Source organism: Kutzneria chonburiensis (assembly GCF_028622115.1).
In the GTDB taxonomy this organism is placed as follows: Bacteria; Actinomycetota; Actinomycetes; order Mycobacteriales; family Pseudonocardiaceae; genus Kutzneria; species Kutzneria chonburiensis.
The window spans coordinates 178,183-197,012 of record NZ_CP097263.1 but is presented as its reverse complement, the minus strand read 5'-3'; the positions used below and the strand labels follow the sequence as shown (position 1 = coordinate 197,012).

Here is an 18,830-nt window from a genome sequence, read left to right as displayed (position 1 = left end):
CTGCCAGGAACCATAGCGCACTCTTAAATCGTGCGCAATGCATCACCGCAGTCCAGCACATTCGAATGTCACATGCGCGCCATACTTGCCTCCCAGCGGCACATCCGGACCGCATGTGCCGCTCGGGGCGGTTAGAAGATGAGGACCTCGGTTCCGGGGTGCAGCAAGGGGAAGACCTCGTCGATGGAGGGGTCGGTGAGGCGCACGCAGCCATTGCTGGCCGGCACGGCCTCGACGGGCTCGCCGCCGTGCACGGCGATGCCGGTGGTGGTGATGTAGCTGGGGCGGTAGAGGTTGCCCAGCGGCGCGTACTCCACGAAGTTGATCTGGTAGTAGACGTGGAAGTCGCCGAGCGGGGTGACGCGGTCGCCGACGTTGTCGCCGGTGCAGGCGTCGTAGATCTTGGTGACCTGGCCGTCGGCGACGACGTAGGCGACCTGACGGGCGATGTCTACCTCAAGGTGGGTGCCAGCGGCGGTGGTGCGAGGGGTGATCGTCTTGGGTGCGCGCAGCGCGGCGGCGGTGGCGTCGTCGACGACGCCGGTGCGAGGTAAGCCCTGCACCTTCTGAAACGCGACGATGGCGTGCTTGGTCTCATCGTCGACCTGGCCGGTGACCTGACGGGTCTGGTAGCCCAGCGTGAACAAGGCCCGCTGCACCTCGGAGGTGGAGGGCAAGGCAGGCTTGGGCGGCGTCGTGGTTGTGGTTGACGTCACAGTGTGCGCCGCCGGCGCTGGTGCCGACTCGGCCTGGCCGCACGCGGCGGCCAACAGCACGGCCGAGCCTGTGACCAGCACTTTCACGCTTCGGAACATGAACACGGACCCCTTGAGCGAACGAACGGCGTCACTGGGGATTGGCACGAGCATGCGGCCGCGCAACTTCTTTCGCCACTCGCTCGTCGACCACCCCGTGGAAGACCTGGAATCGCTGTACCGGGAGCACGTGCACGCGCTGCTCGGGTACGCCGCGCGCCGGCTCGGCGATCCCAACGAGGCGGCGGACGTGGTCGCGGCGGTGTTCCTGGCCGTGCTGGAACGGCCGGGCGGCTACGACCCGGCCCGCGGCACGCCGCGGGCCTGGCTGTTCGGCATCGCGGCGCACATGATCGCCTCCCGTGGCCGGCGGCGTAGCGCCGAGTACCGGGCGTTGCAGCGGGTCTACGGTCAACGCACACTGGCCGCCGACGACTTCGCCGAATTGGAGGCACGCGTGGACGCCGCCAACGCCGCGACCGCCGTGCTGGCCGGCCTCGACGACCTGCCGCCGGCCGAGCGGGAGCTGTTCCTGCTGGTCAGCCTGGACGAGCTGACGCCGATCGAGGCGGCCGAGGTGCTGGGCATCTCGCCGTCGGCGGCCCGGATGCGGCTGACCCGGGCCCGGCGCAAGCTGACGCCGCTGGCGGAGGGGTCCACGTGCCTGAGCTGACCCCGCTCGAGGAGCGCCTGCTGGCCGGCCTGAGACAGGCCGAGCCGGTCCGGCGCAAGCGGCGCTGGCTGCCGGTGGTCGGTGCGGCGGCAGCGGCGGCGGCTCTGCTCGTGTTGACGGTGGTGCGGCCGACGGCTCCGACCGAGATGTCGACGGCGAGCCCGCCGACGCCGATCCGCTACCTGCGCTGGCTCAGCCCGGCCGACGGCCCGAACCGCGAGCGGGCCGACGAGGTGTGGATCGACGACGTGCACCACACCGTGCGGCTCAAGTCGCCGGACTTCGACCGGACCTTCACCGACGTGCCGGAGCCGATCGCCCTGAACCGACCGGGCATGCCGGCCGAGTTCGCGCGGATGTCGCCGGACGTGCTGGTGGCCGACCAGCGCACCGTTGTCGCCGGCCTGCCGCGCACCGAGACCGACCTGAACGCGGCAGTACATATGGTGGCCAAGCAGAACGGCAAGTACGAGGGCGAGGTGCTGGGCGACCTGCTCAGCAAGCCGGGGCTGAGCCCGGAGATGCGCCAACTGACCGTGAAAGTTCTGTTGGGGCAGCATGGAGTTGGCCTGCTCGACTCGTCGAAGGCCTATGACCTGACCGGCCGGTCGGGCGCGCTCTACGTGCTCGACGTCGGGCCGCTGTCGTTGCAGCTGGTGATCGACATGGACACGTACACGTTGCTGTCCATGGACAAGAACACCATCGTCAACCGGTAGCGTTCAGCGTCCACTGCTGGTTCGCACCGACGGTCAGCTGCACACCGTCCACTGTGGACACTGCTGTCAATCCCCTGCCCTGGTTGGAGATCACTCCGCCGGCGATGGTCCATTGCTGGGCCGCCGAGCCGTTGCAGGTCCGCTGCACGACAGTTGCCGCACTGGCGTCCAGACACTTGCCGCTCTGCACGCCGGTGATCGTTCCGTTGGCCTGCACGGTGAAACGCTGGTTGGCGTCACCGGTGGTGTGATACTGGATCACCGCCGCACCGTCCGAAGTGGACGCCCCGGCGACGTCGGCCGACGAGCCGTTGGCCGCCTGGATGAGGTAGTTGTGGCCTGAGACAACGGTTGTCGGCTGGCTGAAGGTGAACGTGGTGATGCTGCGGGCCGGCAGCGTGGCCGTCGCCGTGCTGCCGCTGACGCTCGGTAACGCCACCGACGCGAGGTCCTCGGTGGCCGACGTCCGGTACGCGCCGGTGGCGGTGAGCTGGCCGTTCGTCGCGCCGAAGTGCAGCGGGAAAGCGGTGTCCGCGGCGTTGTCGTTGATCGCCACGACCGTCCACGTGCCGCCGGACTCGAAAGCCACCGGCCACACGCCGGACGGCATGCCGCTGATCGGGAACCGCACCGCGTTGGGGCGAACGAACCGGCTGAAGTTGGCCAGCGCCCAGAACCGTTTGGTGACATAGAGATTCTGGTTGCCGTTGCTCGCGTGGTTCGGGTCGTAGTAGATCAGGCCGTCGTTCCAGCCGTTGCCGTTCTTGGTGCTCGGGCAGCTCGGCGCGGCCACCGGGTCGCAGCCCAACACCGGCGACAGCGCCGTCCACCAGTCGAACTGGGCGTCGTTGGCCTCGGTCAGGTCCTGGTGGATCAGGTCGGCCATGCGCAGGCCGCCGTCGATCGTCGGGTCGTAGCCCTGGCCGTAGCCGCCGCCGTTGGAGCAGCAGATCTCCGTGGCCCACAACGGTTTGCCGTAGTTCTTGGCGCTGGCCCGCAGCGTGTTCAGGGTGGCGTTGCTCGGGAAGTCGTAGGTGTGGTGGGCCAGCGCGACCAGGTAGCGCTGGGTGGTGGCGTCGCCGGCCCAGGCCGGCAGCTCGAAGATGTCCTGGAGCGCCCAGCTGGTCTCGTCGGCCAGCACCTGGGCCGGCGAGCCGGCGTTGGCCAGGGCCGCGCCGAGGGCCCGGACGATCGGACCGCGCTGGCCGGTGCCGACCGACATGCCCTCCTGGCCGCAGTCGCCGAAGCTGTTGTCCGGCTCGTTCATCGGGCTGACCTGCGAGAACGTCACGCCCTGCTGCTGGAAGTGGGTGACGACGTCGGTCAGGAACTGCCCGTACGCCGCCTCGCTGCCGCTCTTCAGCGAGCCGCCGCAGCTCTTGCCGTTCGTCGTCCACACCGGCGGCGCACTGTTCACGAACGCCTGGATGTCCGGCACCCCGTGCTGCGCCGCCTGTTTCACGAACGTCGTGCCGCCCGGGTCTTTCGACCAGTCGTAGACGCCCGGGCTGACCAGCGCCGTCTGCGGCGCGCGGGGCGGATTCGTCACGCCGACCCCGCCGCCGCCCACGTTGTAGCGGTAGACGCTCAGGTTCAGTCCGTCCGGGCCGAACAGCAGATCGCCGACCCGCTGCTGGACCGTCGGGGCAAAGTTCGCGAGGTCGTTCACCCACCAGGCGCCCGATGCGCCGAAGCCCTGCACCGACTGCGCCGGTGTGCCCGACACCTCCGCCGCCGCCTGCGGCGCCGCCACCGCCGGCGCGCCCGTGACCGTCATGACCAGCGCCGTTGCCAGGATCATCGCCCCACGCATGGACTTGACGGTAGGGAGTGATCGCTACTTGCCGGTAGGGCCGTTCGGTTGCCACTGTCCGGAATTGCGGCTTGTCCCGGTGCCGTGAGAATGGGCCGTATGGACTACGCGATGGGGCGCAACGACCGGGAGACCGAGCGGCTGATGCTGCAAGCCGAGCTCTATCGGCCGCACAGCCGGCACCTGTTCACCCTGGCCGGCATCTCTCCCGGCATGCGGGTCCTCGACGTCGGCTGCGGTGCCGGCGACATCAGCTTGCTCATCGCCGACCTCGTCGGTCCCACCGGTTCCGTGCTCGGCATCGACGCCGATCCCGCCGTGCTGGCCGTCGCCCGGTCACGGGCCCAGGGCCTCCCCAACGTCGAGTTCCGCCAGGCCGTGCTGCCTTCCGTCGAGCTCGCCGGTCCCGTCGACGCCGTCGTCGGGCGTTTGATCCTCATGCACCTCGCCGACCCCGCCGGCACCGTGCGGGAGCTGGCCCGGCACGTTCGTCCCGGCGGTGTCGTCACCTTCCAGGACTTCGAGCTCGACACCTGCCGCGCCGCCCCGCCCACAGCGCTCGCCACCCGCTGTCTGGACTGGATCCGGGGTTCCATGCGGGCCGGCGGCATCACCCCCAACCCCGGCGAGGACCTCTACCGCATCTTCCGCGACGCCGGCTTCCCCTCCCCGACCTCTCCAGCTCCCGCCCCGCCGGCAACGCCGACTCCGTCAACGTCGTGCACGCCGCCGCCACCGCCGTCTCCCTCATCCCCATGATCGAGAAGGCCGGCCTCGCCACCGTCGAGGAGGTCGGGCCTGAGACCTTGTACTCCCGTCTTCGCGACGAGATCGCCGAGGTGGACGGCGTGTTCTATTCGCCGGAGTTGATCGCCGCCTGGACCACCGTATAACCCCCGCGAGTCCCGCTCTCCAGCACACCGAAATCCGCTGTCGCGCACATCCGAACGTCACATGCGCGCCGTACTTGCCTCCCAGCGCCACATCCGGACCGCATGTGGCGGGGGCTGCGGGAAAGCAGGTTTCGGGGTGACGCTGGGCGGGACTCACGGGGGCTACGCGGCGGCGGGCTGGGGCTCGGGCTTCGCGGCGGCCTTGACCGGCTTGCCGAACGGGATGCGGGCCCGGCCGATGAGGACCTTGGCCAACGGGGTCCTGATGACGATCTCGACGAAGATCAGGGACGTGACCACGGCGAAGACGTAGGCGGACAAGGTCAGGGGCAGGCCCTGGTCGAGGTGGTTGGGGAACCACATGTCGAACTCGTTGAGGAACACCCAGAGCATGGCGGGGTGCACGAGGAAGACGCCGAAGGAGCGCTGCGACGCCGCCGCGACGATGCGCTGCCAACGGGAGCCGGTGGCCTGGCGGGAGGCCCACCGGGAGCCGACGAGGTAGAGGGCCAGCACGACGAAGGCGTACCACGGCAGCATCTCGGGCTGGAGCACGCCGGTGGCGTCGCCGGGGGTGTGACCGTAGGCGAGGTTGACGCCGTACCAGGTGAGGGCGAAAGCGGCGGAAAGGCCGAGGCCCCACCAGATGAGGCGGCTGTGGGCGGTGATCCACGCCTGGAACGCCTCGTAGTGGAACGCGGCGATGCAGCCGGCGATCAGGAAGAACTGGTAGCTGACGACGAGCGTGCCCTGGTTGCCCCACAGCTGCCCCAGCAGCGAGTCGCCGTCGGACGGCGCGGGCAGGTAGGTCTCGGCCAGCGAGATGCCGAGCTGCAAAACCGCGGAGCCGATGAGGATCTTCTTGTGGTGCCGGACGGTGGCCTTCAGGGCGGCCAGCACGAACGGGAACAGGATGTAGAACTGGAGCGACACCAGCAGGAAGTACAGGTGGTACCAGCCGATGCCCTTGTAGATGCAGCCCCACAGGTAGTCGAGGAACTCGCCGACGGGCAGCGCGGGCATGCCGACCTGCTGGATGATGCCGAAGTAGAACCCGGTCCACACCAGGTACGGAATTCCGACCAGCGACATCCGCCGCCGCCAGAAGTTGCCGGGGGCCAGCGGGCGCCTGCGATAGGTGTAGACGAGCACGAAGCCGGTGAGGAAGAAGAACACGGACCGGGTGAAGTGCAGCAGGGTGAGCGTCCCGTACGCGGTCACGCTGGCGCCGTCATTGGTGTACGTGATGACGTGCACGGCGATCACGCTGGCGAAGGTCAGCACTCGGACCAGGTCGACCTGGTTGAGGTGTCCCTTGCCCGCCTTCGCCGTGGTGGTGGCCGCCGGCGCGGCGGGGAGCAGCTGAACGCTCATCGGGCGTGTCCTCCCTCGTCCCTCTCGTGATCGGTGACTAGCTAACAACCTCGACCTGAGAGTGGATTAAGGATGGGCGTTTTGTTGCCTGTCGATAAGCTTTCGATGGCCCCGCGAGCTCTCCCACGATCCGCGCATGTCCCTTCTGACCAGGGGATTCCCGCCGACCCGTTACGCCGGGCCGGACAGGTGACCTTCAGCATCTCGACAGCTGACGCCCAGGCTTCCCGGTGGGGACCACGCCGCGCGACCCGTCTTGGTTCACCGTAGCGAACGGGATCAGCGACACGTCCGGGTGACCAGGGCGGCGGCGTACGCGTGCAGCCCCAGACCTTGACCCCAAGGCTGAACGCGGTCGTCACGAATAACGGAGTACCCGAACGGCACGAGTTGTAACACCGTGCCCGCACTGGTTCTGGTGACCGAACCGTCCGAGGTCACGTACGGATGCAGGCCGGCCAAGGCGCGCCAGGCCGATGACCTGAACGTTTCAGCAGAAACACCCAGTGCGGCGGCCCGGAACAGGGCGGCGGCGATGCCGGCTGTGGCGGAGGTCTCGATGATGCCCCGGGTTTCCGGGTGCCCGTCGACCAGAACATCCCACACGCCGTGCGCGGGCTGGAGCGACACCAAAGCGGTCAACTGCGCGGTAAGGCGTTCACGGATGTGATCGAGGCTCGGGTCGGCTTCGAGTATTTCGACGCCGGCCAAGGCGAGCCACGCATTGGCCCGGCCCCAGAAGCACCAGATGGTCTCGCCACGGTGCGAGCCGTGCGCGAACAAACCGGTCTCGGAGCCGAGCACCTCGGCGTGCAACAGCCACTGCCGAGCGGCCTCGGCGATCAGCTCGGGACGGTCCAAAGCGCGTCCGCAGTGGACGAGGAACACGCCGGCCATGAAAGCGGTGTCCGCCCACACGCCGCCGGGCCAGTGCTCCAACGGCCCGGGACCGATCCGCGAGGACAGCCAGTCCAACAACCCCGAGCAGGCGTCGGCGTAGCGGGGATCGCCGGTTTCCCGGTACAGCCAAGCACAAGCCGCGCCGGGAATGATCGAATTGACGTGATCGGGCATGATGCCCGAAGCCAGCCGGCGTTCGACGAATTCGATCACGAACGGCGGCGTCGGAGAACCGGTGGCCTCGGCGAGCCGGAGCATCCCGAGCAGCACCACGCCCTCGCCCCAGAACCACCGCGTCAAGCCCATGTCGATGGCCCGCAAGGCGATCCGACGCCCGGTGTCGGCCAGCACGTCAACTGTCAACGTCGACGGATCGACGGGCGGCAGCGGAGGCTCGGCGTACAGCGAGGAACTGGGATCCAGCCCGGTCACGGTCCCTCCCAATCCAACGAATGCGACCGGTATTTCACGCCACCAGGCCAGAATTCCGGCTCGGCCGGCGACGGATCACCGACCACGCACACCCACGCGGTGCCAGGACCGTTGGGCCGCAGCTCCTGATAGGCGTCCGGCCCCGAGGTGACGATCCGAGCCCCGCCTTCGCAGGCCAGGGCCACGATGCCGGCACCGCGCCGGCCGATCGTCCACACCCCGCGCTGCTCCCACGAGTCCAAAGTAGACAGTGGGAACCAGGCGTGGGTGTAGCCCATCGGGTCGTCCGGCGGAATCCGGTACAGCGCCAGCACGACGTCCCGGAACTGCCGGGCCCGAGGCAGGATCCGGTTGCCGGCCCACGCATTGGGCCGGGCCGATGAGCTGGTCGAGGAATTGGGCGCGTGCGTGACGTAGACCTGCGTCTCCGGCCCGAGCGTCGCGCCCCAGATGTGCTCCTGCAATCCGGGCAGCCCCGGCCGGTAATCCTCCACTGTGGACAACATCACGTCAGGAGTCTTGTACACCACGATGTCCGAGTCGTACGGCCGGGAGAGCAGGTCGTGCTCGAAGCGGTACTCCCCCGCCGAACTGATGCGGGCGAGCTCAACACCGTCAGGCGCCGCCGGCAGCTGGTACCGGACGGCGGTGGCCAGGGCCGTCGCGGGCAACACGGCGGCGTTCAATGCGCCGACGCCGTAACAGAGCCACAAGATCGGCGCGGTCTCCTCGAACCGCGACGACCGCACGGTGTTCACGTACGAACGGCCGTGCGCGGCACCGTTGATGCCCCGCCAGGACGTCGCGTGCAACCCGGTCAGAATCCGGTCCAGCAGCTCCCGAGCCGATGCCACCAGCGACGAATCCGCGGCAAATTCCACAATGGACACCAGGGCCAGCGCGTCGATGGCCAGGTAGGCGTTGGAGTTGAACTCGCTGAAACCGCCGGCCAACCGTCGTCTGATCCACTCGGCGGCCAGCTCACCGCCATGGGCGGCATGCTGAGCGCCGGTCCAGCCGGTGTTGCCGAACGTCGAGGAGGCGAACAGCTCGCCGGCCAGCAGCTCGGCGGTGTGCCACACCAGCTGGTGGTTCTCGGTGAAGTAGCACATGGCGTCCAGGCCGGGCTGATCGATCCAGTACTTGAACCCCAGCAACGCGGCCCGCACGGTGTCCCGCAGGCCGGGCTCCCACGAGGAAACCCGGTGCAGCGCCGTGAGCAGCCCGACCGCCTCGAAGTCGGCGCAGTCGGCCCGGCTGCCGATCATCCACAGCGACCGCTCCAACGCGGAAGCGGATACCTGCCCGGACGCCAACGCGGTCGCCACGCTCGGCGGAGTCGAGCGCACGTGTGCCAGCAGCTCCGACCGCCACTGGGCCGGTGAGCCAACGGGTTCGCCCCGATACGCCGGAGGCAGCACCGCGATCGGGAACTCGCGGAACACCGGCGAGCCGTCGACCGACACCCGCAGCACGACCTCGCCGCTGGCCAGCATCGACGCCGATCCGACGGCCCCTTCGGCCGACGAGTCCAGCCGCACGGAAGCCCGGCCGTCGACAAAGGTCACGAGCTCGCGGCCGACCCGCACCGATGCACCGGAAGGACCCGTCAACGCGACCTCACCGTTGACCGTTCCCCAGGAAGGCGTGCCAACGGCCGACAGGATCCGCTCCGCCGCGGCCGACGCACGCTCGTCCGCGCCGGGACTGGGGATCACCACCCGCACCGGCAGGCCGCCGACGCGCAGCCGCACGACCTGTCGGCACTCCCGGAAACCGACCTGCCAGGACGTGATCACGACCCGCGAGACGCCGGACGGCAACCACACCCGGACCGAGTGCTCGACCGGCTCCATGTAGCTCACGGTGTCGGCGTGCAAAAGGAGTTCACCGTTGACATGCAGCAAGAACGGGCCGGTGCTGGCCACGCACAACGTCCGCCACTCGGCCTGGTCGACCTCGAACGCGGTGCCGGCGACGGCGGTCCGGTAGGTCGGCGTGAAGCAGAATTCGCTCCAATCGACCAAACCGTCCGCACCGGTATGAATACGACGAAACTCCGCCCCCTCAACAACTTCCGGCACCGGCCCGGCGCTGTCCAACGGCCGGGCGAGGTAGAGCCGGCGCTTCAGCGGCGTGACGTCCGGACCGTTCGTGAGGACCCATCGGCCGTCGGGCCCCCAGGGCGAACCCGAAGCGGCCAACCCGAGATCGTCTTCGGGCACCGGCGCGGTGACCACCGGCCGAACCAGCCAATCCCGTACCGAACCCGTCACCGACAGTAGATGAGTGGTGCGTCCATTCGAGGGCACAATGCCTATTCTGTCCGACTAGGACGAACACTGAGTGACCAGCGTGCCAACACTGCTGGACTCTCCGGACGGCACCCTTAGGATTCCCCACGATAGAAACCTCCGATGACCAGGAGCGACCCTGTGCCGACCCTCCGTCCCCTGCCGACGGCGATCGCGGTGATCGGCGTCGGCGCGGTCGTGGCGGTGGCGGTCTGGCGGCCCTGGGAGTCGACGGCCGACGCGGCCGGCGCCCCGCCGCAGATCACCGTGTCCCGCAGCCAGTGCGGCCAGGGCTGGACCGGGCCCAAGACCGGCCGCCAGACCTTCACGCTGCACAACACCGGTGACGCGGCGGCCGAGGTGGACCTGGTCGAGGTGGCCAGCAACAAGGTGTACGCCGAGGTCGAGGGCCTCGGCCCGAACACCAGCGCGCCGATGGACGTGCAGCTGGGCGCCGGGCAGTTCGCGTTCCGCTGCCTGATCGAGGACACCGATCCGATCACTGGCCCGGTGACGCAGCTCCAGGGCGACGCCAAGGGCGGCCCGGCCGTCGTCCCGGTGACCAAGAACGACCTGTTGCCGCTGGTCAAGCAGTACGAGGCGGCGGTGGCCACCGGTGTCGCCGACCTGGCGGCCAAGACCGACAAGCTGCGGGACGACGTCGACGCCGGCAACCTGGACGCGGCCCGGGCCGACTGGCTGCCGGCACACCTGGCGTACAACTCGCTCGGCGCGGCCTATGACGCCTTCGGCGACTTCTCGGACAAGATCGACGGCTCCGACGCGGGCTTCCATCCGCTGGAGAAGGGCCTGTGGCACAACGCATCGGCCGCCGACCTGAAGCCGGTCGCCGACCAGCTGGCCACCGACGTGCACGGACTCCAGAACGAGCTGCCCAACGATCAGGTGGATCCGAACGATCTCGGGCTGCGGGCCCACGAGATCATGGAGAACGCCCTCCAGTTCGAGCTGACCGGTGAGAACGACCAGGGCAGCGGCACCACGCTGAACACCGCGCTGGCCAACCTGGACGGCACCGCCAAGGTGCTGGCGATCCTCGATCCGGTGCTCAAGCCCCGCTACCCGGACCTGCCGGCCGTGCAGAAGTGGTCGGACCGGACCCGCGCGCTGCTGACCGCGCACCTGAACACGCCGGTCGGCCAGCTCGACCGGACCACGCGGCAACAGCTCAACGGGGCGGTCGGCGAGCTGCTGGAGAAGCTCGCCCCGGTCGCCGCCATCTGCGAAGTTCGGAGAAGCTCATGACCGGCGTCGGCCGCCGTTCCTTCCTGCGCGGCGCGCTCGTCGGCGCGGGCGCTGCGGCGGTGACCGGCATGACGGTGACGGCCGACGCCGCGACCTCGAACTCCGTGCCCTTCCACGGCATTCACCAGGCCGGCATTGACACCCCGCCGCAGCGACAAGCCGTCTTCGCCAGCTTCGACGTGATCGCCGCCGACAAGGGCGAGTTGAAAGACCTGTTGCAGACGCTGACCGACCGGGCCCGGCTGCTCACCGCCGGCGGCGCGCTGCCGCCGCTGGGCATTACCGCGCCGCCGGCCGACTCCGGCGTGCTGGGCCCGGACATGCCCGGCGACGACCTGACCGTCACGGTCGGCGTCGGCGCCTCGCTGTTCGACGACCGCTACGGTCTCAAGGACCGCAAGCCGGCCAAGCTGACCGCGATGAAGACGTTCCCCAACGACACCCTGGACGACAGCCAGTGTCATGGGGACCTCAGCCTCCAGCTGTGCGCCACCGACACCGACACCGTGCTGCACGCGCTGCGGGACATCGCCCGGCACACCCGCGGCGGCATGCAGCTGCGCTGGCGGGTCGACGGTTTCCAGAGCCCGCCCCGCCCGTCCGGCACGCAGCGCAACCTGATGGGCTTCAAGGACGGCATCGTCAAACCCGTGCCGGCCGACTTCGACAAGCTCGTCTGGGTCGGCAAGGGGAACGGCGAGCCGTCGTGGGTCGAGGGCGGCAGTTACCAGGTGCTGCGCCAGATCCGGATGCTGGTGGAGTTCTGGGACCGGGTCGACGTCAGCGAGCAGGAGAACATGTTCGGCCGGCGGCGCGACTCCGGTGCACCGCTGGACGGCAACAGCGAGACCGACGTGCCGAACTACCCGGCCGACCCGACCGGCACGGCGATCCCGCTGACCAGCCACATCCGGGTGGCCAACCCGCGTACCGCCGAGACGGCGTCCAGCCAGTTCCTGCGGCGGGGCTACAACTACGACAGGGGCACCGACTCCGTCGGCGACCTGGACATGGGGCTGCTGTTCTGCGGATACCAGCAGGACATCGCCCGGCAGTTCGAGGCCGTGCAGACCCGGCTGGCCGACGAGCCCCTCGTCGACTACATCCGGCCGGTCGGCGGCGGCTACTTCTTCGCGCTTCCCGGTGTTCGGGACAGCGGCGACCACTTCGGACGGTCGTTGCTCGCATGAGTCACTCAGGAGGAAAAGGCATGCCTAGACGCCGTGTCCTGGCCACGGCCGCCGTGGCCGCGACGGGGCTGTTGCTGGCCGCGTGCAGCGGTGGTGACGCCAACCAGGTGGCCAACGCCGCCGAGTCGTACCAGCTCGTCCATCCGACGACGCCGATCCAGCACGTGGTGGTGATCTTCGGCGAGAACATCTCGTTCGACCACTACTTCGGCACCTACCCGAACGCCACCAACGCGGACGGCACGCCGTTCAAGGCGGCGCCGGGCACCCCGCACGTCAACGGGCTGTCCAAGCAGCTGCTGACCAACAACCCCAACGCCTACAACCCGAAGCGGCTGGCCCCGTCGCAGGCGCTGACCTGCGACCAGAACCACAGCTACGGGCCGGAGCAGAAGGCCGTCAACGGCGGCAAGATGGACAAGTTCGTCGAGAGCACCGAGACGGACAAGTGCACCGGCCAGCCGATCCTGTTCGGCGAACCCGGCCTGGTGATGGACTACTACGACGGCAACACCGTCACCGCGATGTGGAACTACGCCCAGCACTACGCGCTGAGCGACAACTCCTTCGACACGGTGTACGGCCCGTCGTCCCCGGGCGCGATCAACCTGATCTCCGGCAACACCCACGGCGTGCAGGCGTACGACCCGAAGACCGGCAAGCCCACCACGGACTCGTACACGGTGCAGTCGCCGGACAGCAACGGCATCGGGACGATGACCAACGACCCCGACCCGTTCTACGACGACTGCTCCAACAGCAACGGCAAGTCGTCCAACAACCTGGCCGTCATGCACGGGCAGAACATCGGCGACCTGCTCAACCAGAAGCACGTGACGTGGGGCTGGTTCCAGGGCGGCTTCAAGCCGACCTCGAAGAGCGCCGACGGCAAGGCGGTCTGCGGCGCGACGCACGCCAACATCGGCGGCAACTCGTCCAACGACTACAGCCCGCACCACGAGCCGTTCATGTACTACAAGTCGACGGCCAACCCGCAGCACCTGCCGCCGTCGTCGGTGAACATGATCGGCCGCACCGACCAGGCCAACCACCAGTACGACACCTCGGACTTCGACGCGGCGCTGGCCGCGAACAACCTGCCGTCGGTCAGCTTCCTCAAGGCCGGCTCGTACCAGGACGGTCACGGCGCCTACTCGGATCCGCTGGACGAGCAGGCGTTCGTCGTGCGTGAGATCAACCAGCTGCAGAAGTCCAAGGAGTGGTCGTCGACCGCGGTCATCCTGGCCTACGACGACTCCGACGGCTGGTACGACCACGTGCTGCCGCCGAGCGTGAACGGCTCCAAGGACGCCGCGCTCGACCAGTCCGCGCTGTGCGGCAAGAAGCCGGTGTCGGGCGGCTACGCCGACCGCTGCGGCTACGGCCCGCGCCTGCCGCTGCTGGTGGTCTCGCCGTACGCCAAGACCAACCACGTCGACCACTCGCTGACCGACCAGACCTCGATCCTCAAGTTCATCGAGGAGAACTGGCGGACCGGCCAGATCGGCGACCACTCGTTCGACCAGCGGGCGGGCTCGCTGTGCGACATGTTCAACTTCTGGCAGCGCCCGAGCGACAAGAAGCTGATCCTCGACCCCAAGACCGGGGCCGTCGTCAAGTAGCGACCTTCGCTTGGAAGGGGGCCTTCCTGCACTCCGAGTGCAGGAAGGCCCCTTCCAAGCGTTTCAGGCGTTACATGCGGGCGAGGCGGGAGGCGCCTAAGGCGCCGTCGTCGGCGAAGCGGGCGGTGAGGCCGTAACGGTCCTCGATGCCGCCGGCGACCAGGTCACGCAGCGGACCGCGGGCCAGCAGGAGGCCGCCGGCCAGCACGGCCTCGCGGTAGCCGGCGGCGACGGGACCGAGCGCGGCGACGGCGGCCAACAGCAGCTCCGCCGCCTCGGTGACGATCTCGGCGGCCACGGAGTCGTCCCGGTACAGCGCGGTGACCAACGGCGCGAGGGCGGCCAGCCGCAGCGGCGGCTCGTTGTAGACGGCGGCCTCCAGCGAGGCGATGTCCGGCTCGGCGGCCAACGCGTAGCAGATGACGTCGACCAGCTTGGTCGGCCGGCCGCGCCCGTCGATCATGCGCAGCACGGCCCGCACCGCCTGTCGCCCCATCCAGAAGCCGGAGCCGTCGTCGCCGACCAGCCAGCCGTTGCCGTCGACGTGCCGCACGATCTGCCAGTCCCGCACCTCGGCGGCGGCCGCGCCGGTGCCGGACAGCACCACCACCCCGGACGGCGACTCGCTGCCGGCGGCGAAGGCCACCTCCACGTCGCTGACCACCCGCGGCACGACAATGCCCAGGTCACGGGCCACGCGGGCGACCTCGTCGAGCAGCGGGCGGCCGGCCGTGGGCCCGCCGGCGAGACCGATCACGGCGGAAGTGACGCGGGCGGCAGTAAAGTCTCCCAAGGCCTGCCGGAGCGCCGACTCCAGTTGCCGGCCGGCGTGCTCGACGCCGTGGGCCACAGGATTGGCGCCGGCGGCCTTGCCGGTGCCGAGCACGGCGCCGTCCGCGTCGACGAGCACCGCCCTCGTGTTGGTGCCGCCAGCGTCGACGCCGAGGTACATGGAATAGAAGGGTAGACGGCCCGGTTCCCCGGTCGTCGGAACACTCGAGGTCGGGGGGATCATGGATTCCTGGATGTTGATGCGCGGGGCGATGGCCAGGGCGGACACGCCCAGCCAGGTGCGCCGCGGGACCCTGCGGCGGGTGCTGGAGTTCGCCCGCCCGCACTGGGGCAAGCTCGGGGTGTTCCTCGCGCTGACGGTGGTGGACGCGTTCCTCGCCGTGAGCACGCCGGTGCTGGCCGGCCGGGTGGTCGACGCGATCATCACCAGGGCGGCCATCGGCGTGGTGGTCGGACTGGCCCTGCTGATCGCGCTGGTCGCCCTGGTCAGCGCGGGCACCAGCCTGGTCGAGCGCTGGCAGTCGTCACGGATCGGCGAGGGCCTGATCTACGATCTGCGCCGCACGGTGTTCGAGCACGTGCAGCGCATGCCGGTCGCCTTCTTCACCCGGACGCGGACCGGCGCACTGGTCAGCCGCCTGAACAACGACGTGATCGGCGCGCAGCGCGCGTTCACGTCCTCCCTGTCGGGCCTGGTCACCAACGTGATCCAGCTGGTGCTGACGCTGGTCGTGATGCTGTCGCTGTCGTGGCAGGTCACGCTGCTGGCGCTGGTGCTGCTGCCGGCGTTCCTGTTGCCGGCCAGGCGGATGGGCACCCGGATGGCCGGGCTGGAGCGGGAGGCCGCCGGGCTGAACGCGTCGATGACCAACCAGATGACCGAGCGCTTCTCCGCGCCGGGGGCCACCCTGGTCAAGCTGTTCGGCCGGCCCAAGGCCGAGGCCGAGGAGTTCGGCGACAAGGCCCGCCGGGTGCGGGACATCGGCGTGAAGTCGGCGATGGCCACCCGCTGGTTCCTCACCGGCATGTCGCTGCTGCCGACCGTGGCCCAGGCCGTCGTGTACGGCGTCGGCGGTTGGCTGGCGCTGACCGGGCAGCTGGCCGCCGGCACCGTGGTGTCGCTGGCGCTGCTGCTGACCCGGCTCTACACGCCGCTGGCCGCGCTGGCCAACGCCCGCGTGGACATCATGACCGCCCTGGTGTCGTTCGAGCGGGTCTTCGAGGTGCTGGACGTGCGTCCGATGATCCAGGAGGCCGAGCGCACCGAGCCGCTGCCGACGGGCCCGGTGTCGGTCGAGTTCGACGACGTGCGGTTCGGCTACCCGTCGGCCGACCAGGTGTCGCTGGCCTCGCTGGAGGCGGTGGCCAACCTGGACACCCGCGGCGGCCAGGAAGTGTTGCACGGCATCAGTTTCCGGGCCGAGCCCGGGCAGCTCGTGGCGCTGGTCGGGTCCTCCGGCGCCGGCAAGTCGACACTGGCCTCGCTGGTGCCGCGGCTGTACGACGTGAACTCGGGCGCGGTTCGGCTGTCCGATGTGGACGTTCGCCGGCTGTCGTTCGACGACGTGCGGGGCGCGGTCGGCGTGGTGACCCAGGACGGGCACCTGTTCCACGACACCATCGACGCCAACCTGCGCTACGCGCGGCCGGACGCCACCGACGACGAGGTGTGGGACGCGATCGAGCGGGCCCGCCTCGGCGACCTGATCCGGAGCCTGCCCGACGGCCTGGAGACCGTGGTCGGTGAACGCGGCTACCGGCTGTCCGGCGGCGAGCGGCAGCGGCTGACCATCGCCCGGCTGCTGCTGGCCCGGCCCCGCGTGGTGATCCTGGACGAGGCGACCGCGCACCTGGACTCCGAGTCGGAGGTCGCGGTGCAGGCCGCGCTGACCGAGGCATTGCAGGGCCGGACCGCGCTGGTCATCGCGCACCGCCTGTCCACCATCCGCAGCGCCGACCAGATCCTGGTGATCGAGGACGGCACGGTGGTGGAGCGGGGCACCCACGCCGCGCTGATGGCCGCCGGCGGACGTTATGCGGACCTGCACAACACGCAGTTCCGCGAGGAGCCGACGGCAGCGGTCTAGGAGACCGCGCGCTTCTTGGCGTTCTCCAGCAGCCACAGCGCCGCGACGCTCGCCACCAGCACGGACCCGGCCACGATCAGCGCGGCCGGGTCCGGCAGGTAGAGCGGCAGGGCCAGGCCGGACGGGCCGCGGCCGATCAGCCTGAACACGAACGGCAGCACGCCGCTGTGGATGCCGATCAGCGCGGCCACGGTCTGGAGCGCGTCACAGGTCTGCTTGCTCATGTTCTCCCCCGAGTTTGATCGACACGTGTTTTTATGGTGCGATCGCACCATAACAGATCGTGAGGAGCCGCGGGTGCCGAAAGTGGTCGACCATGAGCAGCGGCGGCAGGAGATCGCCGCGGCGGTCTGGCGGCTGGCCAGCACGTCCGGGCTGGAATCGGTGAGCCTGCGCCAGGTCGCGGCCGAGGCCGGCGTCTCGATGCGGCTCGTGCAGTACTACTTCGAGACCAAGCACGGGATGCTGCTGTACGCGCTCAAGCACCTGAACGAGGTGCTGGAACAACGTGTGCGGGCCCGGCTGGACCTCGGCCGCGAGCCGACGGCCCGGGAGATCATCCGGGCCTCGCTGCTCGAACTCGTGCCGGTCGACGAGCACGGGCGGATGGTTTCCCTGGTGTTCATCGCGTTTTTCGTGCGGGCACTGAATGATCCGGACATGGGCGAGGCGTTCCGCGGCGACGGCACGGACGAGCTGGCGGCCTTCTTTGCCGGCCTGATCAGGGATTCCCAGGCCGCCGGCGCCTCGCCGGCGTGGCTGGATCCCGAACGTGAGGTGGCGACGCTGATCGCCGTGGCCAACGGGATGGGGCCGGACGTGCTGGTCGGGACCGCGACCGCCGAGAAGGTGCTGGCCACGTTGGACTACAACCTGGATCGCGTTTTCCCGCCGGTGGACTGACTCGGCCGGTTCTCCGGTGGTGTCGGCTTTTCGGGCAGTGGTAAGGCATCGAGCAGTCGATCACCGCAGGGCGGGTCCGCCGCCGCGGGTAGTTTCGCGGCGTAGTCCCACCCGCACAAGGAGGAACGCGTGTCCGAGATCGGGAGACGGAGCGTGCTGGCGAGCGGCATCGCCACCGTCGGCGCCGCGGCGATGGCGGCGCCGGCCGTGGCCGACCCGTTGCCGCCCAACGAACTGCTCGGCTACAGCCTGCCGCTGAGCCCGAAGGGCACGGCCAACATCGTGCCCGAGCCGCCGTGGCACTACGCCGGCGACGTGGTCGGCGTCGAGTTCTGGACCACGCCGGCCGCCGCGCAGGCCGCGCTGCCGGCCGGGCTGACCCCCGACCCCACCACCAGCGGCCACGCCTACGCGCTGTTCATCGACTGGCAGTGGGCCGGTTCCCAGCAGGAGTACCTGGATCCGGTGCGCAGCCAGTACTCCGAGTTCCTGATCCTGATGGACGCCCAGTTCCAGGGCCGGGCCGTGGCCTGGTGCCCGTACATCTGGGTGGACAACGACGCGGCGCTGGCCCGCGGCTGGTTCCAGGGCTTCCCAAAAAAGATGGGCTCGATCCGGCAGACGCGGGCGTTCGCCGTGCCGGGCCAGGCATCCCCGATCGTCGGCCCCGGCGGCCGCTTCGGCGCCAGCCTGTCGGCCAACGGGCGGCGGCTGGCCGAAGCGCAGATCACCCTCCAGTCGCCGTCGGCCACGCTGCCCGCGCTGGGCCGGCCGATCGTGAACCTGCGCCACTTCCCGCGCCTGCTCGCCGGCCAGTACCGCAACCCGTCCGTGCACGAGCTGACCCAGTCCGTGCTGGACACCCCGGTCGTCGGCAACAACTGGAGCGGCACCAGCTCGCTGACCTTCTTCGCCGCGCCCGGCGAGGAACTGGCCGACCTGGCGCCCGTGCGCACCGGCGCCGGCTTCCGCGGCTCGCTGTCCTACACGGTGACGACGCTGAAGATGCTCACCGGCCCGGACGCCGGCTGACCTCCAGCCTACTCCCGCCCCCGCCACACCCCCGCCTGTTCCGCCACATGCGCTTCCTATGTGGCGCCTGATGCCACATAGGAAG

General features: G+C 69.6%; 17 protein-coding genes. 10 read left to right on the top strand and 7 right to left on the bottom strand.

Annotated features, from left to right (window positions below):
* Positions 1 to 131 precede the first annotated feature (131 nt).
* Positions 132 to 803 (bottom strand): L,D-transpeptidase family protein, encoded by a 672-nt coding sequence (locus M3Q35_RS01015; RefSeq protein ID WP_273939658.1) that lies wholly within the window; start codon positions 801 to 803, stop codon positions 132 to 134.
* 10 nt (positions 804 to 813) lie between these two features.
* On the opposite strand from M3Q35_RS01015, the gene M3Q35_RS01010 reads away from it, so the two are divergent.
* Together M3Q35_RS01010 and M3Q35_RS01005 are read left to right on the top strand one after the other, a co-directional pair.
* Entirely contained in the window at positions 814 to 1,428 is a 615-nt protein-coding gene (locus M3Q35_RS01010; protein ID WP_273939657.1) for an RNA polymerase sigma factor, read from the top strand.
* A complete protein-coding gene (locus tag M3Q35_RS01005) occupies positions 1,416 to 2,147 on the top strand; it encodes a hypothetical protein (protein WP_273939656.1) in 732 nt (243 codons plus the stop codon). Before M3Q35_RS01010 ends, M3Q35_RS01005 begins: the two co-directional genes overlap by 13 nt.
* On the opposite strand, the gene M3Q35_RS01000 is transcribed toward M3Q35_RS01005, so the two are convergent.
* On the bottom strand, positions 2,137 to 3,960 hold the full coding sequence (locus M3Q35_RS01000; protein ID WP_273939655.1) for a glycoside hydrolase: 1,824 nt from the start codon (positions 3,958 to 3,960) through the stop codon (positions 2,137 to 2,139). The two genes, M3Q35_RS01005 and M3Q35_RS01000, sit on opposite strands and share 11 nt — an antisense overlap.
* 99 nt (positions 3,961 to 4,059) lie before the next feature.
* Between M3Q35_RS01000 and M3Q35_RS00995 the strand changes: the two genes are divergently transcribed.
* A complete protein-coding gene (locus M3Q35_RS00995; RefSeq protein ID WP_273939654.1) occupies positions 4,060 to 4,719 on the top strand; it encodes a methyltransferase domain-containing protein in 660 nt (219 codons plus the stop codon).
* A complete protein-coding gene (locus M3Q35_RS00990) occupies positions 4,716 to 4,853 on the top strand; it encodes a hypothetical protein (RefSeq protein WP_273939653.1) in 138 nt (45 codons plus the stop codon). The genes M3Q35_RS00995 and M3Q35_RS00990 overlap by 4 nt, the downstream gene beginning before the upstream one ends.
* A 162-nt stretch (positions 4,854 to 5,015) precedes the next feature.
* On the opposite strand, the gene M3Q35_RS00985 is transcribed toward M3Q35_RS00990, so the two are convergent.
* The 3 genes from M3Q35_RS00985 to M3Q35_RS00975 all read right to left on the bottom strand — a co-directional run bounded on the left by M3Q35_RS00985 (position 5,016) and on the right by M3Q35_RS00975 (position 9,835).
* Positions 5,016 to 6,227, bottom strand: a complete 1,212-nt coding sequence (locus M3Q35_RS00985) for an acyltransferase (RefSeq protein ID WP_273939652.1) — start codon at positions 6,225 to 6,227, stop codon at positions 5,016 to 5,018.
* Between the two features lie 279 nt (positions 6,228 to 6,506).
* A complete protein-coding gene (locus tag M3Q35_RS00980) occupies positions 6,507 to 7,559 on the bottom strand; it encodes a glycoside hydrolase family 88 protein (RefSeq protein WP_273939651.1) in 1,053 nt (350 codons plus the stop codon).
* Positions 7,556 to 9,835 (bottom strand): hypothetical protein, encoded by a 2,280-nt coding sequence (locus M3Q35_RS00975; protein WP_273939650.1) that lies wholly within the window; start codon positions 9,833 to 9,835, stop codon positions 7,556 to 7,558. The genes M3Q35_RS00980 and M3Q35_RS00975 overlap by 4 nt, the downstream gene beginning before the upstream one ends.
* A gap of 141 nt (positions 9,836 to 9,976) precedes the next feature.
* Between M3Q35_RS00975 and M3Q35_RS00970 the strand changes: the two genes are divergently transcribed.
* From M3Q35_RS00970 to M3Q35_RS00960, 3 genes are read left to right on the top strand one after another with little or no spacing between them, the layout of a single operon-like run.
* Positions 9,977 to 11,119: an EfeM/EfeO family lipoprotein gene (locus M3Q35_RS00970; protein WP_273939649.1), complete on the top strand. Its 1,143-nt coding sequence runs from the start codon at positions 9,977 to 9,979 to the stop codon at positions 11,117 to 11,119.
* Positions 11,116 to 12,309: an iron uptake transporter deferrochelatase/peroxidase subunit gene (gene efeB, locus M3Q35_RS00965; RefSeq protein ID WP_273939648.1), complete on the top strand. Its 1,194-nt coding sequence runs from the start codon at positions 11,116 to 11,118 to the stop codon at positions 12,307 to 12,309. The genes M3Q35_RS00970 and efeB overlap by 4 nt, the downstream gene beginning before the upstream one ends.
* 20 nt (positions 12,310 to 12,329) lie before the next feature.
* Entirely contained in the window at positions 12,330 to 13,931 is a 1,602-nt protein-coding gene (locus M3Q35_RS00960; protein WP_273939647.1) for a phospholipase C, read from the top strand.
* Between the two features lie 70 nt (positions 13,932 to 14,001).
* On the opposite strand, the gene M3Q35_RS00955 is transcribed toward M3Q35_RS00960, so the two are convergent.
* A complete protein-coding gene (locus tag M3Q35_RS00955; protein WP_273939646.1) occupies positions 14,002 to 14,883 on the bottom strand; it encodes an N-acetylglucosamine kinase in 882 nt (293 codons plus the stop codon).
* Between the two features lie 61 nt (positions 14,884 to 14,944).
* Between M3Q35_RS00955 and M3Q35_RS00950 the strand changes: the two genes are divergently transcribed.
* Positions 14,945 to 16,810: an ABC transporter ATP-binding protein gene (locus M3Q35_RS00950; RefSeq protein ID WP_273939645.1), complete on the top strand. Its 1,866-nt coding sequence runs from the start codon at positions 14,945 to 14,947 to the stop codon at positions 16,808 to 16,810.
* Here the strand turns inward: M3Q35_RS00950 and M3Q35_RS00945 are convergent.
* Complete coding sequence (locus M3Q35_RS00945) at positions 16,807 to 17,034, bottom strand: hypothetical protein (protein WP_273939644.1); 228 nt, start codon at positions 17,032 to 17,034, stop codon at positions 16,807 to 16,809. The genes M3Q35_RS00950 and M3Q35_RS00945 overlap by 4 nt on opposite strands.
* Positions 17,035 to 17,107: 73 nt before the next feature.
* Here M3Q35_RS00945 and M3Q35_RS00940 point away from each other — a divergent pair, with 73 nt between their 5' ends.
* Both M3Q35_RS00940 and M3Q35_RS00935 read left to right on the top strand, forming a co-directional pair.
* Positions 17,108 to 17,713: a TetR/AcrR family transcriptional regulator gene (locus M3Q35_RS00940; RefSeq protein WP_273939643.1), complete on the top strand. Its 606-nt coding sequence runs from the start codon at positions 17,108 to 17,110 to the stop codon at positions 17,711 to 17,713.
* Between the two features lie 129 nt (positions 17,714 to 17,842).
* A complete protein-coding gene (locus tag M3Q35_RS00935; RefSeq protein WP_273939642.1) occupies positions 17,843 to 18,745 on the top strand; it encodes an acetoacetate decarboxylase family protein in 903 nt (300 codons plus the stop codon).
* The last annotated feature ends 85 nt before the right edge of the window (positions 18,746 to 18,830 follow it).

Excerpts from the sequence above, each read along its gene's own strand:
- efeB (WP_273939648.1), top strand. The coding sequence starts at position 11,116 with ATGACCGGCGTCGGCCGCCGTTCCTTCCTGCGCGGCGCGCTCGTCGGC.
- M3Q35_RS00945 (WP_273939644.1), bottom strand. The coding sequence starts at position 17,034 with ATGAGCAAGCAGACCTGTGACGCGCTCCAGACCGTGGCCGCGCTGATC.
- M3Q35_RS01000 (WP_273939655.1), bottom strand. The coding sequence starts at position 3,960 with ATGCGTGGGGCGATGATCCTGGCAACGGCGCTGGTCATGACGGTCACG.
- M3Q35_RS00960 (WP_273939647.1), top strand. The coding sequence starts at position 12,330 with ATGCCTAGACGCCGTGTCCTGGCCACGGCCGCCGTGGCCGCGACGGGG.
- M3Q35_RS00970 (WP_273939649.1), top strand. The coding sequence starts at position 9,977 with ATGACCAGGAGCGACCCTGTGCCGACCCTCCGTCCCCTGCCGACGGCG.
- M3Q35_RS00995 (WP_273939654.1), top strand. The coding sequence starts at position 4,060 with ATGGACTACGCGATGGGGCGCAACGACCGGGAGACCGAGCGGCTGATG.
- M3Q35_RS00990 (WP_273939653.1), top strand. The coding sequence starts at position 4,716 with ATGATCGAGAAGGCCGGCCTCGCCACCGTCGAGGAGGTCGGGCCTGAG.
- M3Q35_RS01010 (WP_273939657.1), top strand. The coding sequence starts at position 814 with ATGAACACGGACCCCTTGAGCGAACGAACGGCGTCACTGGGGATTGGC.
- M3Q35_RS00985 (WP_273939652.1), bottom strand. The coding sequence starts at position 6,227 with ATGAGCGTTCAGCTGCTCCCCGCCGCGCCGGCGGCCACCACCACGGCG.
- M3Q35_RS00955 (WP_273939646.1), bottom strand. The coding sequence starts at position 14,883 with ATGTACCTCGGCGTCGACGCTGGCGGCACCAACACGAGGGCGGTGCTC.
- M3Q35_RS00950 (WP_273939645.1), top strand. The coding sequence starts at position 14,945 with ATGGATTCCTGGATGTTGATGCGCGGGGCGATGGCCAGGGCGGACACG.